This window comes from Armatimonadota bacterium, assembly GCA_031460175.1.
GTDB lineage: Bacteria > Sysuimicrobiota > Sysuimicrobiia > Sysuimicrobiales > Sysuimicrobiaceae > Sysuimicrobium > Sysuimicrobium tengchongense.
Window position 1 is genome coordinate 15,062 of record JAVKGW010000003.1, and the last position, 13,930, is coordinate 28,991.

General features: G+C 70.1%; 13 protein-coding genes. 10 read left to right on the plus strand and 3 right to left on the minus strand.

What is annotated here, in order from left to right; translation table 11 throughout:
* Positions 1–16 precede the first annotated feature (16 nt).
* The 4 genes from QN206_04900 to QN206_04915 are packed head-to-tail and all read left to right on the plus strand — an operon-like array spanning position 17 to position 3,870.
* On the plus strand, positions 17–1,054 hold the full coding sequence (locus QN206_04900) for a MoxR family ATPase (protein MDR7614143.1): 1,038 nt from the start codon (positions 17–19) through the stop codon (positions 1,052–1,054).
* A complete protein-coding gene (locus tag QN206_04905; GenBank protein ID MDR7614144.1) occupies positions 1,035–1,904 on the plus strand; it encodes a DUF58 domain-containing protein in 870 nt (289 codons plus the stop codon). The genes QN206_04900 and QN206_04905 overlap by 20 nt, the downstream gene beginning before the upstream one ends.
* Positions 1,883–2,896: a VWA domain-containing protein gene (locus QN206_04910; protein MDR7614145.1), complete on the plus strand. Its 1,014-nt coding sequence runs from the start codon at positions 1,883–1,885 to the stop codon at positions 2,894–2,896. The genes QN206_04905 and QN206_04910 overlap by 22 nt, the downstream gene beginning before the upstream one ends.
* Positions 2,893–3,870: a VWA domain-containing protein gene (locus tag QN206_04915; GenBank protein MDR7614146.1), complete on the plus strand. Its 978-nt coding sequence runs from the start codon at positions 2,893–2,895 to the stop codon at positions 3,868–3,870. The genes QN206_04910 and QN206_04915 overlap by 4 nt, the downstream gene beginning before the upstream one ends.
* 1 nt (position 3,871) lies before the next feature.
* Here the strand turns inward: QN206_04915 and QN206_04920 are convergent, their stop codons facing one another.
* Together QN206_04920 and guaB are read right to left on the minus strand one after the other, a co-directional pair.
* Positions 3,872–4,381 (minus strand): thermonuclease family protein, encoded by a 510-nt coding sequence (locus QN206_04920; GenBank protein MDR7614147.1) that lies wholly within the window; start codon positions 4,379–4,381, stop codon positions 3,872–3,874.
* 3 nt (positions 4,382–4,384) lie between these two features.
* Positions 4,385–5,827 carry an IMP dehydrogenase gene (gene guaB / locus QN206_04925; protein MDR7614148.1) on the minus strand — a complete coding sequence of 481 codons (1,443 nt, stop codon included), beginning with the start codon at positions 5,825–5,827 and terminating at the stop codon, positions 4,385–4,387.
* 70 nt (positions 5,828–5,897) lie between these two features.
* On the opposite strand from guaB, the gene QN206_04930 reads away from it, so the two are divergent.
* Positions 5,898–7,406 carry a SagB family peptide dehydrogenase gene (locus tag QN206_04930; protein ID MDR7614149.1) on the plus strand — a complete coding sequence of 503 codons (1,509 nt, stop codon included), beginning with the start codon at positions 5,898–5,900 and terminating at the stop codon, positions 7,404–7,406.
* 44 nt (positions 7,407–7,450) lie between these two features.
* Complete coding sequence (locus QN206_04935) at positions 7,451–8,962, plus strand: HD domain-containing phosphohydrolase (GenBank protein ID MDR7614150.1); 1,512 nt, start codon at positions 7,451–7,453, stop codon at positions 8,960–8,962.
* Here QN206_04935 and QN206_04940 read toward each other — a convergent pair.
* Positions 8,959–10,053 carry a GGDEF domain-containing protein gene (locus QN206_04940; GenBank protein MDR7614151.1) on the minus strand — a complete coding sequence of 365 codons (1,095 nt, stop codon included), beginning with the start codon at positions 10,051–10,053 and terminating at the stop codon, positions 8,959–8,961. The genes QN206_04935 and QN206_04940 overlap by 4 nt on opposite strands.
* Before the next feature lie 134 nt (positions 10,054–10,187).
* Between QN206_04940 and QN206_04945 the strand changes: the two genes are divergently transcribed.
* The 4 genes from QN206_04945 to QN206_04960 are packed head-to-tail and all read left to right on the plus strand — an operon-like array spanning position 10,188 to position 13,787.
* On the plus strand, positions 10,188–10,736 hold the full coding sequence (locus QN206_04945) for a GspH/FimT family pseudopilin (protein ID MDR7614152.1): 549 nt from the start codon (positions 10,188–10,190) through the stop codon (positions 10,734–10,736).
* Positions 10,733–11,248, plus strand: a complete 516-nt coding sequence (locus QN206_04950; GenBank protein MDR7614153.1) for a hypothetical protein — start codon at positions 10,733–10,735, stop codon at positions 11,246–11,248. Before QN206_04945 ends, QN206_04950 begins: the two co-directional genes overlap by 4 nt.
* The gene (locus QN206_04955) at positions 11,245–11,895 is read left to right on the plus strand and encodes a prepilin-type N-terminal cleavage/methylation domain-containing protein (GenBank protein MDR7614154.1); all 651 of its coding nucleotides are present in this window, start codon (positions 11,245–11,247) and stop codon (positions 11,893–11,895) included. Before QN206_04950 ends, QN206_04955 begins: the two co-directional genes overlap by 4 nt.
* A complete protein-coding gene (locus QN206_04960) occupies positions 11,892–13,787 on the plus strand; it encodes a hypothetical protein (protein ID MDR7614155.1) in 1,896 nt (631 codons plus the stop codon). Before QN206_04955 ends, QN206_04960 begins: the two co-directional genes overlap by 4 nt.
* The last annotated feature ends 143 nt before the right edge of the window (positions 13,788–13,930 follow it).

Sequence of the window (13,930 nt, forward strand, 5' to 3'; positions counted from 1 at the left end):
CCCCGGGAGGTCGGGAATGCCCCTCGCCACGGAAGTCTACGTGCAGGCGGCCAGCACCCTGCGCAACGTCCTCTTCGAGGTCAAGAAGGTCATCGTGGGCCAGGATCTCATGCTGGAGCGGCTCCTGGTGGCCCTCCTGAGCCGAGGCCACGTGCTCATCGAGGGGGTCCCGGGACTCGCGAAGACCCTCACGGTGAAGACCCTGGCCCGGGTCATCGGGGGGGACTTCAAACGGATCCAGTTCACCCCAGACCTCGTGCCCGCGGACCTCGTCGGCACCCGGATCTACAACCAGGCCCGGGGCACTTTCGAGACGGAACTGGGCCCGATTTTCGCCAACCTGGTGCTGGCGGACGAGATCAATCGGGCGCCCGCCAAGGTGCAGTCGGCCCTGCTGGAGGCCATGCAGGAGCGGCAGGTCACCATCGGCAAGCAGACCTATAAGCTTCCGGATCCCTTCCTGGTCATGGCCACCCAGAACCCCATCGAGAGCGAGGGAACCTATCCGCTCCCGGAGGCGCAGCTGGACCGGTTCATGTTCAAGGTGGTGATCGGGTATCCCTCCGTGCACGAGGAGATCGAGGTGGTGGAACGGGGCACGGGGGAGCGGCCGCCGGAGGCGAACCAGATCATCGACACCGAGCAGCTGCGGGAGCTGCAGCGGATCACGGACACCGTGTACGTGCCTCCCCGGGTCATGGAGTACGCGGTCTCCCTGGCCGTGGCCACCCGGGATCCCGGGGGCGTGGGGCTGCCGGAGCTCCGCCGCTACATCTCCTTCGGCGCGAGTCCCCGGGCGCCCTTGAACCTGGTGCTGGGCGGGAAGGCCCTCGCGGTGCTGCGGGGACGGGAGTATGTGCTCCCGGAGGACGTGCGGGACCTGGCCTTTGAGGTCCTGCGGCACCGCATGGTGCTCTCCTACGAGGCCCTGGCAGAGGAGGTGAGCCCCGACCAGATCATCACCCGCATCCTGGAACGGGTGCCCCTTCCCAAGGTACACATCGGGGATCCGTATGGAGACACCCGAGCAGATCTTGAGACGCCTCGAGTTTAAGGTCGTCCGGCGGCTGGACGGGTTCCTGTTCGGCGATTACACGGGAATCTTCTACGGCCCCAGCCTCGACCTCGCGGAGGTCCGGGAGTACATCCCGGGAGACGAGGTCCGGCGCATTGACTGGAACGTCACCGCCCGCACCGCCCGCCTGCACGTCCGCCAGTACCTGGAGGAGAAGGAGCTCACCGCCTGGTTCCTCGTGGACCTCTCCCCCTCCATGGCCTTCGGCACGCGGAGGGTTCTCAAGCGGGAGCTGGCCACGGAGTTCTGCGGGGCTGCCGCCTACATCATCGCCCGGCACGGGGACAAGGTGGGAGCCCTGCTCTTCCCGGACCGGGTCCTGCTCCCCCCTCGGACCGGCCGGCGGCACGTCCTGCGGCTGGTGCACGCCCTCACCCGGGCGGAGGGTCGGGGGAACGGGGGGCGCACGGACCTCGCGGGGGCCCTCAGATCCCTGCACCGAATGCTGCGGCGGCGTTCGTTGCTGTTTGTGGTCTCCGACTTCCTGGCCCCGGATGGGTGGGAGGGACCGCTGCAGCACCTGGCCCACCGGCACGACGTGATCGCGGTGCGCGTCACGGATCCCGCGGAGCGGGAGCTCCCGGACGTGGGCGTGGTGACTTTCGAGGACCCGGAGACCGGGGAGCAGGTGCGGGTGGATACTTCGGACCCCGCGGTCCGGAAGGCCTACCGGGAGCTGGTGGCCGCGCGGGAGGAGCGGCTGCAGAGGATCTTCCGGAGTGCGGGCGTGGACGTGCTGGTCATCTCCACCCATGCCAGCATCGTGGAGCCCCTCGTGCGGTTCGTGGCGTTCCGGAGGAGGCGACGGTGGAGTTCACGTGGCCGGTGATGCTGGTGGGCCTGGCGGGGCTGCCCCTGCTCCTGGCAGGATGGTGGGCCCTGCGCCGATACCAGGCCCGAGCCGCGACCGCGTTCGCGGACCCGCACCTGCTGCCCCTGCTCCAACGGGGGCAGAAGCTGCGGGTCCCGCACCTGCCCTTCTACCTGTACCTCCTCGCCATCGGGCTCTTCATCTTCGCCTCCGCCCGACCCGTGGGCGCCATCCTCCTCCCCGCGAACCGGGCAGCGGTGATCCTCGCCGTGGACATGAGCAAGAGCATGGTCGCTACAGACCTCCAGCCGAGCCGGCTGGAGGTCGCGAAGCAGGTGGCCCGAGAATTCCTGCGGGCCATCCCCCGCAGCGCCAGGGTGGGCCTCGTTTCCTTCAGCGACTACGCACAGGTGCTGGTGCGGCCCACCACCCAGCACCAGGACGTGCTGGAGGCCCTGGACCGGCTGCAGCCCACGCAGGCCACCTCCCTCGGATCGGCCATCCTCACCGCGGTCCGTGCCCTTCCCGGCCGGGAGGGCGCAGGGCAGGAGCTCCTGATGGGGCAGCCCGGGATGCTTCCCGTTCCCCCCCCCACGCCCTCGCCCACCGCGGAGCCCCTCCCGCCCGGCGCCATCCTCCTGATCTCGGACGGGGTCAGCAACTTTGGCGTGGATCCCTTCCAGGCGGCCCAGGTGGCCCGGAGGTTCGAGGTGAAGATCTACACGGTGGGCGTGGGGACCCCGCAGGGCAGCGTGCAGACGGTGGACGGCCAGCTGGTCTTTATCCCCTTCGACCCGACAGGGTTGCAGCAGATCGCGGCGATCACCGGCGGCCGGTACTTCTATCCCCCCACCGGTGAGGATCTGCGGCGGGTGTACCGGGAGCTGGGGCGGTCGTTCGGGTGGGAGCGGCAGCGCACGGAACTCTCGGCCCTGTTCGCGGCGGCAGGGGGGCTTGCCATGATGGTGGGGGGGATGCTCTCCCTCATGTGGTACCGGAGGCTCCCGTGAGCTTCCAGTGGCCTGCGGCCCTGCTGAGCCTGCTCCTGCTCCCCCTCCTGGCCTTGGGGTATGGGGGGCTGTTGCGGCGGCGCAGCGCGCGGGCGATGACCCACCCGGACGCCGCCACCCTCCTGGCCGCTGCGACCCGGGGGAGACGCTGGCACCGGCACCTGAGTGCCGCCCTGTTCGGGCTGGCCCTCGCGGCGGCCCTGGGAGCCCTTGCCCGGCCCGTGGCTCCTCTTCCCGTCCCCGCCAGCAACGTGTACGTGGTCCTCTCCCTGGATGTGAGCCGCAGCATGCTGGCGGAGGACATCCCGCCGAATCGTCTGGAGGCCACCAAGCGGGCGGCGGTGGAGTTCGTGCGGGCCATGCCCCGGGACGCCCGGGTGGGGCTGGTGACCTTCAGCTCGTACGCGTCGCTGTTGGTCCCGCCCACCACGGACCACGAGCGGGTGATCCGTGCCATCGAGGGGCTCGTGGCGGAGTTCGCCACCGCCATCGGGGACGGGCTGCTGGAGGCGGTCTATGCCCTTCCGGGACGGGAGCGCCCCCAGGACCTCTCGAGTCCCCCGCGACCCCCTCAGGGCAAACTCCCGCCCGGCACCGTGGTGCTCATGAGCGACGGGCAGAGCAACCGGGGGGTCCCGCCCCTGGACGCGGCCCGCATCGCCCGGGATCTGCAGGTGAAGGTGTACACGGTGGGGGTGGGGACCCCGGAGGGCACCTTTCTCAACCTCGGTGGTCGCATGATCTGGGTACGGCTGGACGAGGAGACTCTGAAGGAGATCGCCGCCATCACGGAGGGTACCTACCACCACGCCAGCACCGCCTCGGAGCTCCGGCGGGTCTACCGGACCCTGGGGCGGGTGATCGGGTGGGAGCGCAGGCCCACGGAGGTCACCGCCCTCGCGGCGGCCGCGGCCGCGGTCCTGCTCATGGGCTCCGTGGCCCTCTCCGTGCTTCACCTCCACCGCCTGCCCTGAGCTACCGGGCCCACAGCCCCCTCCGGGCTTCCCGGGCCAGGCGCTGGCAGGTCCGGAGCCAGTCTACGTACCGGACGTTCGGGGGCACCGTGTAGAGCCGTGCGTATCCGAACTCCAGGAGCTCCAGGTTGAAGAGCCGGTCCTGCAGCCACACGTAGCTCAACAGCCGTCCGTACCGGTCGCGCCGCTCCACGTCCAGCTCCAGCCCCACCCGCCGGCCCACGAGCCGGTCCCGGGTAAAGCGGGCCGCGCGCTGAGCCATCTCCCGGACGGACGGGCGGGGATCCCGCATCTCGGGGGTATCCACCCCGATGAGCCGGATCCGCTCCGGCCGGCCCTGGACCTCGGCTTCCACCGTATCCCCGTCCACCGCGTGCCGCACGGTGGCCTCCAGGACCTCCTCCGGGCGCGGCGGGTGCGGGCAGAGGGGAGACGGCGGCTGCTCCCGCCACCACAGGGCGGCCAGGAGCAAGAGGAGGGCCACCAGGCCAACAGGGCCGCGCCGCCGCATGGGCTAGAGGGGCTCCACGTCGTGCGGGTAGCTCTCCCGCAGGCCCGCGGGGGTGATCCGGATGAACTCCGCGTTCCGCTGGAGCTCTTCAATGGTGCGGGCCCCGCAGTAGCTCATTCCGCTCCGCAGCCCGCCCACGAGCTGCCCGACCACGTCCGCCACCTTGCCCCGGTAGGGCACCCGGGCTTCGATCCCCTCCGCCACGATCTGGCTCAGCTCCTCCTCCTCCACGGGATGGTCCAGGGAGCGCCTGCGGGCCGTGGCCCACAGGCTCGCCATCCCCCGGAAGAGCTTGTACTGCCGGCCCCCCTGCACCACGAGCGCGCCGGGGCTCTCCTCCGTGCCCGCGAGGAGGTTCCCGAGCATCACGGTACTCGCGCCCGCGGCCAGGGCCTTCGTGATGTCCCCGGAGTTCCGGATGCCGCCGTCCGCGATCACGGGGACGTCGTACTCCCGGGCCGCCCGGGCCGCATCCAGGATGGCGGTGAGCTGCGGTACGCCGGCACCCGTCACGATGCGGGTGGTGCAGGTGCTGCCGGACCCGACCCCCACCTTCACCGCGTCCGCGCCGGCCAGGATCAGGTCCCGGGCCCCTTCCGCGGTGGCCACGTTGCCCGCGATCAGGGGAACGCCCGGATGCTCCTCCCGCAGCCGCTCCAGGGCCTGCAGCACGCCCTCGCTGTGCCCGTGGGCCACATCCACCACCAGGACGTCCACCTCCTCCGCCACGAGGGCCGCGGCCCGCTCGAGGTAGTCCCCCCGGATTCCCACCGCGGCGCCCACCCGCAACCGGCCCTTGCTGTCCTTGGTCGCCTGCGGGTAGCGCATGCGGCTCTGGATGTCCCGCTGGGTGATGAGGCCCCGCAGCTTCCCTTCCCTGTCCACGAGCGGCAGCTTCTCCACCCGGTGCCGGTGCAGGATCTCCTTGGCCTCCTCCAGGGTCACGTCCGGGGGTGCGGTCACCAGCCGCTCCCGCGGGGTCATCACCCGGGTGATGGGCTGGTCCAGGTCCTCCTCGAAGAGCAGGTCCCGGGCGGTCACTAGGCCGAGCAGCCTTCCCTCCTCGTCCACCACCAGCAGGCCCGCGGACCCGTGCTCCTCCATAAAGGCCACCGCCTCCCGGAGGGTCTGGTGTGGCCGGAAGGTGTAGGGGCGGTCGATCACCACGCTCTCCGCCCGCTTCACCCGCCGCACCTCCGCGGCCTGCTGCTCGATGGGCAAAAACCGGTGGATGATGCCGATCCCGCCCACCCGGGCCATGGCGATGGCCATCTCGCTCTCCGTGACGGAGTCCATGTTGGCGCTCACCAGGGGGATCTCGAGCGTGATCCCCCGGCAGAGGCGGGTGCGGGTGCTCACCTCCGCGCGGGAGGCCACCCCGCTGCGCTTGGGCACCAGCAGGACGTCGTCGAACGTGAGTCCCAACCGGAACGGATCCTGAGGCATGGTCCGCCTCCCTGTGGCCCGACCTCGGGGGAAAGTCCGCCCCCTACGCAGAATGAAGGAAGAAGTTGCCATGCGCAACGGGTCCGCGGAACTGCTGGCCTACCACGAGGCCACCAAGCACTCCTACTGGAGTGTCCGGCGCGCTCCGGGGAGGCTGGACTGGTCCAATGAGCCGCGTCTCGCGAAGGTCTACCGGGGGCTCGAGCCCCTCCGGCTCCCCGGAGACCTCCCGAAAAGCAGCCTCCCCGCGGTGGAGGCGGTGGCCTCGCCCGGAGACGAGGGCCGGGCAAGCCTCGACCTCCGCATCCTCGCGGCCCTGCTGCACTACAGCGCGGGGATCCTGCGCACCCGCCGCTATCCGGGCGGGGAGGTGACCTTCCGGGCCGCCCCCTGCACCGGGGCCCTGTACCACATCGAGGTCTACCCGGTGTGTGCGGACCTACCGGGTCTTCCCGCGGGCGTGTACCACTTCAGCCCGCACGACCGCAGCCTGCGCCGGCTCCGGGCAGGCGACCACCGGGCCCTCCTCGCCCGGGCCGCGGGGGATCTGGAGGCGGTGGGACGGGCCGAGGCGGTGCTGATCCTCACCAGCGTGTGGCAGCGCAACGCCTGGAAGTACCGGGCCCGGGCCTACCGGCACGTCTATTGGGACTCGGGAACCCTGCTGAGCCACCTCCTCGCGGTGGCCGCCGCGCACGGGATCCCGGTGCGGGTGGTCGCGGGGTTCGTGGATGGAGAGATCGTGCGGCTCCTGGACCTGGAAGCGGACCAGGAGCTTCCCGTGGCCCTGGTGGCCCTGGGGCAGACCGATCCCCCGCCCCCTCCGAGCCCCGTGGGGCCCCTGGGATACGCGGTGGATCCCCCCTTGCGCCGGGAGATCCGGGAACCCCTCGTCCTCGCTGCCCACGCGGCCTCCTCGCTCGGGTCCCCGGAGGAAGTGCGGATCTGGCGGGGGGTTCGGGTTGGCGTGGCGCTGGGCGAGCCTTCGGGGCCCCTCTACCCCCTTCGCCGCATGCCCCCGGATCGGCTGCCGGGCGTCCCCGTCGAGGAGACGATCCTGCGTCGGCGATCCACCCGCCGGTTTTCCCGGATCCCCATCCCCTTCGAGGCCTTCTCGGAGATCCTCTTGCGGGCCACGGGCGCGGTCCCCGCGGATTTCCTCCCGGGCGGCACCTCGCTCGTGGTTCCCTTCCTGATCGTGCACGCGGTGGAGGGACTCCCGCCGGGCGCGTACGTCTTTCGCCGGGATCGGGAAGCCGTGGAGCTCCTCCGGCCCGGGGAGTTTCGCGGGGAGGCCGCGTACATGGCCCTAGAACAGCCCGCGGCCGGGGAGGCCGCGGTGGCGGTGTTCTGGATGGCGAACCTCCCAGAAATCCTCCACGCCCTCGGCGGCCGCGGTTACCGGGCGGCGCAGCTCGAGGGCGGGGTACGGGGAGGGAAGGTCTACCTCCTCGCCCACGCCCTGGGACTCCGGGCCACGGCCCTCACCTTCTACGACGACGAGATCACGGATTTCTTCTCGCCCCTCGCCGCGGGCCACAACCCCATGTTCCTCGTGGTGTTCGGCCGCAGGGCGTAGACTTCCTGGCACGCTTCTTGCTGCTCCCTCCCGCCCAGGAAGGCATGCGGATTGTGGAGGCGCGGGTAGAGGGGATCCAGGTGCCCGGGGAGGTCGTCCGGAGGGCGCTCGCGGGGCTCCTCGTCGCCAGTCCCCTCGGAGGCATCCTCCTGCTGGTCGCGCAGCCCAGCTGGGATGTCCGGGTGGAGGCGCCCGTGGCGCACTTCTACGTGGTGACCCTGGTGAGCCTCGTGGGGTTCGGGCTCTCCGCCGCGGTTTTGCGGGCCTCCCGGAGGGTGGCGGATGCCCGGGCTTTGTGGCTGGGGCTGGGGTTTTTAAGCATCTCGGGCTTCTTCCTGGTCCACGCCCTCACCACTCCCCACGTGCTCGTGGGACCGAACGCCACCGTGGGTCTCGCCGCACGCCTGAGCCTGCTGGTGGGGGCCGTGGCCTTCGCCCTGAGCGCGGTCCCCTGGGGGAACGCCTGGAACGCCCGTCTCCTCTGGGTCCGTGGGATCCTCCTTGCCGTGTTCGTGGTGGGCATCCTGGCGTTTGGGGCAGGTTCGTTCCTAGCAGAACTGCATCCTCGGCCGGCCCCCTCCCACGCGGCGCCAGAGGCCTACGGTGGTTACGAGATGCCCTCCCCTTCTCCGTCTCCGGAGAGCCCGCGGTTCGATGCGTTGAGCGCCCTCGTGGTCCTCCTGTTCGGAGGGGCCGCCTGGCGCTATCTGCGGGACTACCGGACCGCGGGATTACCGGCCCACGCGGCCCTCGCGGCGGGCTTGGTGTTCCTCGGCGAGGCCCAGGTCTCCATGACGGTCTCTCCCACATGGGCCCTGAGCTGGTGGGCCTACCACGGGCTCGTCCTTGGAGGCTTCGCCTCCTGCCTGGTGGGGTTCGGAGGGGCCTACAACACCCGTGGGTCTCTCGGGGGACTGCTGGAGGTGCTGTTCGCGGGGGACCTCATCGACCGCATCGAGTCGGGCTACAGCGAGGCGGTGTTTGCCCTCGTAGCCGCCATGGAGGCCCGCGATCCCTACACGCACGGTCACTCCGCCCGGGTGGCCCAGCTCGCGGTGCTCATCGGGGAGGCCATGCACCTGCCTCCGGAGGTTCTCCGGTCCCTGGGGAGGGCGGGCCGGATCCACGACATCGGAAAGATCGCCATCCCCGACCACATCCTCCGCAAGCCGGGTCCGCTCACGGAAGAGGAGTACGTCCTCATCCGGCAGCACCCTCGGATCGGCCACGACATCGTGCGCCAGATCCCCTCCCTGAGGCGGGAGCTTCCCGCCATCTTGTACCACCACGAGTGGTACGATGGTCGCGGCTATCCCGAGGGCTTGGCCGGAGAGCGCATTCCCCTTTCGGCCCGGATCCTCGCGGTGGCAGACGTCTACGACGCCCTCACCTCCGAGCGCCCGTACCGGAGGGCGTGGACCCACGAGAGGGCGGTGGCCCACATCCGGAATATGGCCGGCTCTCAATTCGATCCCCGTTGCGTGGAGGCTTTCCTCCAGGTGGTGGATCGGTGGCGGGCGCGGCAGGCTGTGGGTCCGGACGCTCAGGACGCCTAGTTCGCCAGTTCCGTCCGGTTCTTCCCAAGGGCCTTGGCTCGGTAGAGGGCCTCGTCCGCGAGCCGCACCAGGACCTCGGGATCCGTGCCGTGATCCGGGCAGAGGGCCACGCCCACGCTGGCGGTGAGGGGCTCCCGGGTGGCTTCCTCGATCCGCCTCCGGAGTCCCTCGAGAACCCGGTGGGCTTGAGCCCCGGTCACGTCGAAGAGGATCACCGCGAACTCCTCCCCGCCGTACCGGGCAACTATGTCCCCAGCCCGCAGGCTTGCCCGCATGACCCGCGCCACCTCCCGGAGAAGGTCGTCGCCCGCGGGGTGCCCGAAGGTATCGTTGTAGGTTTTGAAGTTGTCGAGGTCCAGGAGGGCCAGGGCGAACCGATGCCCGGATCGGCCGGCCCGCGCGCACTCCTGGGCCATCACCGCCTCCAGGTAGCGGCGATTGTGGAGGCCCGTGAGGGGATCGGTCATGGCCATCTCCGCCAGGACCCGGTTGAGCCGGCCGAGCTCCTGGCGCAGGGCCCGGTTCCGCTCCCTCTGCCGGCGCATCCGATCCAGGGTGGCGCTCATGATCCCACCCGCGGCCGCCAGCATCAGGACCTGCATCACCTCCGCCGCCGGCCGGATCCCGGTCTGGCGCACGCCCTCCCAGGGCGGGGATCCCACCACCGCCGCGAGGTAGGCCACGCCCATGAGCCCCGTGAGGCCCAGGAGGGGCCAGAAGGATCCGTACCCTGCGGCGAAGGGAAGGGCGACGAACCAGCCCACCAGGAGGGTGGTCCGGGCCTCCGGGACCAGGGCGATGTACCGGGTGAGGAGGGCGATGGCGAACAGGAGGGGGACGTAGACGAAGTGCGGATCCCAGGTGCGGACCAAGCGGTCGTACCCCCGACGCACCACGAGGAGCAAAAACCCCTGGACCCCCGTGGTCCAGGCCGCGGTGGCCCAGAAGTCCCGCCAGGCGAAACGGGCCTGATCCGTGGCGCGGAACACCAGGAGGATCCCTAGCCCCAGGGCATACCCCAGGGCCCCCAGCAGGAGGCCCCGCGTGCGCTCCGCGCGCCGAAGCCCCCCGTGATCCGGTAGGGAATCCATTGGCCGCCTCAGCCCCATGGTCTCCCACCGGGTTGAAAGCAAATCCGGTGCCACATGGTATGATGATTCAGACGTCCTCTGCAGGCGGGGAGGGTGGCACGTGTTTTGCTCTGCTAACGGGTGGAGCAGGGGGAATGAGGGACGCTCCGGTGCAGCGGGAGAGCGGGCAGGTCGGGTTCACCGTGATCGAAACCCTCTTCGTGGTGGTGATCCTGGCCATCCTGCTGGGTCTTGCCTTTCCCGCCTACCAGCGGGTGGTGATGGAACGGCGGGTGCAGAACACCACCCGGGAGATCGCCGCGGACATTCGGGTGGCCCAGCAGGCCGCGGTGGCGAAGTCCGCGGAGGCCAAGTGCGTGGGCGTGGCGTTTGAGGAGAGCCGGGTGGGGGTGTACGTGGTCCCCCAAGAGGCCTCGTTCGATTGCACCGACCCCAGTGCTTCGGGCCTGCGGGCCTACGGGGTCCTCCTGAGTTCCCAGGAGTACCCCACGGGGGTGACCGTGGAGCACGGCCCGGACGATGCCCTGGCGTTCGTCCCATCCGGGACCGTGTACCCCACCTGCACCGGAGACAACTGCACGGCATTTCGGGTCACGGTGCGGGGCGGAGGGCATGTCCGGTACGTCTGCGTGAACGCCGCGGGGCTGGTGACGGTGCCGCCGCCGGGAGGGTCCTGTCCGTGAGGGGAAGGGGTTTGCAGGGGGTCGTGAAAGGCGGGGCCGGCCTCTCCATGCTGGAGGTGGTGGTAGCCCTCACGCTCGTGGCGGCGGTGGTGCTGGCGAGCGTGCAGCTCGTCACCCGGGCCGTGGCCCAGATCGGGTCGGCCCGCACCGAGCAGGCCGAGCATCCGGCGCGGGCGAAGACGGTGGCCCTGCAGTGGCTGCAGGGAGAACTCGATTACCTACGTTCCCGGGGCTACGGGTACCTCACGCAGAAGTACCTCGACCCGGGCGGGGACTGGGTTCGGTCCGGGGCGGCCGTCCGACGCACCATCACGCGCACCAATAAGGAACCCGGAGAGAGCGCGCTTCCTCCGGGCTTTGAGAAGGCGGAGGTGATCCTGGAGGTGGAGGGGTTGGAGGGATGCCCCAGCAACTGCGTGATCGCGGTGATGCGGGCCCGGGTGCGGCTCTACCGCCAGGAGGGGGATCCCGTGCCCTTTGTGGAAGGGGCGACGAGCGTGGTGCGGCGATGAGGATGTGGAAGGACGAGCGGGGCCTGACGCTGGTGGAACTCCTCCTCGCCGTGGTGATCCTAGCGGTGGCCCTGGGCGCCCTGTTTACGGCCAGCAGTGCCATGGCCCGGACCTGGGCCGTGGGCCAGCACCGGGTGGGGGTGCAGCAGGCCGGGCGGGCGTCTTTGGACTGGATGATCCGGCGGATCCGACTCGCTGGACAGGGCTACGAGCGGCAGTGGGCCGGTTGTCTTCCCTTTTACAAAGAAGCCACGCCCACGAAGTTCGCGTTCCTGGCAGACGTGGCCCCGGGAGGGGTGTGCGGCCCCTTCGAGCGGCTGGACTACACCCTCGAGGGGAACCGCCTCGTGGAGCGGATGACCGGCGGTGGCGGGACCGTGCTCCGGGCGCTTACCCCCGCGGAGGAAGTAGGGGAGGTCACGGTCACGGACCTCAACTTCTGCTACTACGACCTGAACGACCAGCTGGTCCCGGATCAGTCCCTCACGGTGACGGCCGGCCAGGAGACCTGCTCGGGATCGGTCCAGACGGGGAAACTCGCCGATATCTTCCGGGTGAAGGTGCGGGTGCGGGTGTGGAGCCCACGGTTGGGAGAGGAGCTGGTGGTGGCAAGCCAGGCCACCCGGAGGCTGGAGGTGCTGCCGTGAGGCGGAAGTGGGGGGTGGGAAGCAGCCGGATCGGGCCGGAGCGGGGGATGGCCCTGGTGGTGGCCCTCATCACCGTGATGGTCCTGTTGCTGTTCACCGCGGCCCTCGTCACCGCGGCCATCACGGAGACCTTCACCGCCCAGACCGCGGAGGACTCCGCCCGGGCGTTCCTGGTGGCGGATGCGGCCGCAGCCCGGGCCCTCGCGTCCTTGCGGCTGGACGCGAACTGGGCGGAGGCGGATCCCGGAGGCCGGGACGCGGTGGGCCGGTGCGAGGGCGGGGTGCTCTACGACCTGCTTGGGGGCGAGTGCATGCGGGACGTCCCCTATCCCAGGTACGGAGCCATTGCGGCAAGCGCCACGGCGCCCCCGGGCGGGGCGTCTGAGCCCGTGTGCGCGGCCAAGAGCGTGACAAGTTCGGCGGCGTCTCCGTCTCCCCTACCGGATGCACAGAGCTTCGGGCGGTACACGGTCACCGTTCTGGGGACCTCGGGTCCGAACGAGATCCGGCTCCGGGCGGTGGGGACGGTGGGCCGGGCGAGCCGGGGATTCGAGTTCACCGTGCACCGGGTGACGCCCGCGGACTTCGTCTCGTACTCCGCCCTCCGGGTGGACGCCACCCGCGTGGGGAACGGCACCTTCCGGATCCACGGGTCCGTCTACGTTCGCGGAGACTGGGAGTTCAAGGGGAACAGCCAGCAGCTGAACGACCGTCCCGTCTCCACGGGGGACTCGGAAGACCCTGTTTATGACAACCAGACCTTCGTGTGCGGCAACCTGATCCTCCAGGGCAACGCCCAGATCGGGACTCCCCAAAAACCCATGTTGGGGGTGCACATCGCGGGGGAGCGCATCGATCGGGGCGGGGCCATGGAGGTGTACAAGCTCCTCCAGGATAAAGTGGTGCCGGACATCCGCCTGGCAAACGTCTTCCGGGCCACCAGATGCATCCGGGGACTGGAGGACCCAACCCCGCAACCGCCCATCAACGAGGAGAACTGCACCCGGGAGTTTCCCGGCCTTTGGGACCGCTACACGAACCACCTCGACGCCTCAGGATCGGCCTCACGGCTCGTGGTACTGAAACCGCCGGGCGGGTCCGGGTCGTGGGTTGAGGATTCGACTCAGACCCAGAACCTGACCCTGGGTACCCAGGAGTGGCGCATCCCCAAGCGGGGCAAGGTCGATGCGTGCAAGAACCATTCGTCCGGCGCGTCCTTGGGAGACGTTTTGCGGCACTGCGCCGCGTACTACTACTACGACCGCAACGAGGCAAAGGGGACGCTCTACGTGGCGGCCGGGCAAGTCATTTACATCCCCGGCAGCCTGTCCGTGCTGCGGGACGTGGACTACCGGGTGGATGACGATCCCACGCAGGCCTGTAACCCCGCGGCAGGGGATTCCGATCCCTGTCGCCCGGACGACGGAGCTTTGCTGGTGGTCGCCTGCGAGTCCGGTACGGCCTGCAACCCCAACAGCGCTTCCCCGGCCTACGGCTTCGACGTCCGGGAGATGCTGCGCGCTCAGCGGCGGGCCAGCAGCGGCGTGTTCTATCCCCAAACCACCTTCCCCACCCGAGACCTGCTCACCGTGCTGGTCCACGGTCGCGTGCGGTTCGGCCTGAGCGGAAACCCCGCGAACCAGGAGATCAACCTCGTGGTGCTGAGCGGGTGCGAGGCGGGCCTGCCGCCGGAGCGGTGCGACCTCACCATGCAGAAGAACCTGCAGCTCTACGGGTCGGTGATCTCGCGGCTGCTGGTGTTCGAGCAGAACGTGGACCTCTACCAGGTTCCGGATCTGCGCCGCTACCTCCCCCTCACCCTGGACAACTTCCTGGCCGCCCCCGGAGGGTCCGCGGTGGTGGTCACCTCATGGCGGGAGATCGGGTTCTGAGGGGCTCAGGGTAAACCCGGTAGACGGCTGCTCGGCCTCGGCTGGAGGGATCGGAAATCGGAGCTGGGCCTTGCAGGAATTTTTTCGAAAAGCGTCGAACCCAAGCCCCCCAGTGGACGGAGCCCTCCACGCAGGGGCGGGGA

Bases quoted from the DNA above. Each gene is read 5' to 3' on its own strand.
- QN206_04935 (MDR7614150.1), top strand. From the start codon at position 7,451: ATGCGGATTGTGGAGGCGCGGGTAGAGGGGATCCAGGTGCCCGGGGAG.
- QN206_04945 (MDR7614152.1), top strand. From the start codon at position 10,188: ATGAGGGACGCTCCGGTGCAGCGGGAGAGCGGGCAGGTCGGGTTCACC.
- QN206_04920 (MDR7614147.1), bottom strand. From the start codon at position 4,381: ATGCGGCGGCGCGGCCCTGTTGGCCTGGTGGCCCTCCTCTTGCTCCTG.
- QN206_04955 (MDR7614154.1), top strand. From the start codon at position 11,245: ATGAGGATGTGGAAGGACGAGCGGGGCCTGACGCTGGTGGAACTCCTC.
- QN206_04930 (MDR7614149.1), top strand. From the start codon at position 5,898: ATGCGCAACGGGTCCGCGGAACTGCTGGCCTACCACGAGGCCACCAAG.
- guaB (MDR7614148.1), bottom strand. From the start codon at position 5,827: ATGCCTCAGGATCCGTTCCGGTTGGGACTCACGTTCGACGACGTCCTG.
- QN206_04940 (MDR7614151.1), bottom strand. From the start codon at position 10,053: ATGGATTCCCTACCGGATCACGGGGGGCTTCGGCGCGCGGAGCGCACG.
- QN206_04900 (MDR7614143.1), top strand. From the start codon at position 17: ATGCCCCTCGCCACGGAAGTCTACGTGCAGGCGGCCAGCACCCTGCGC.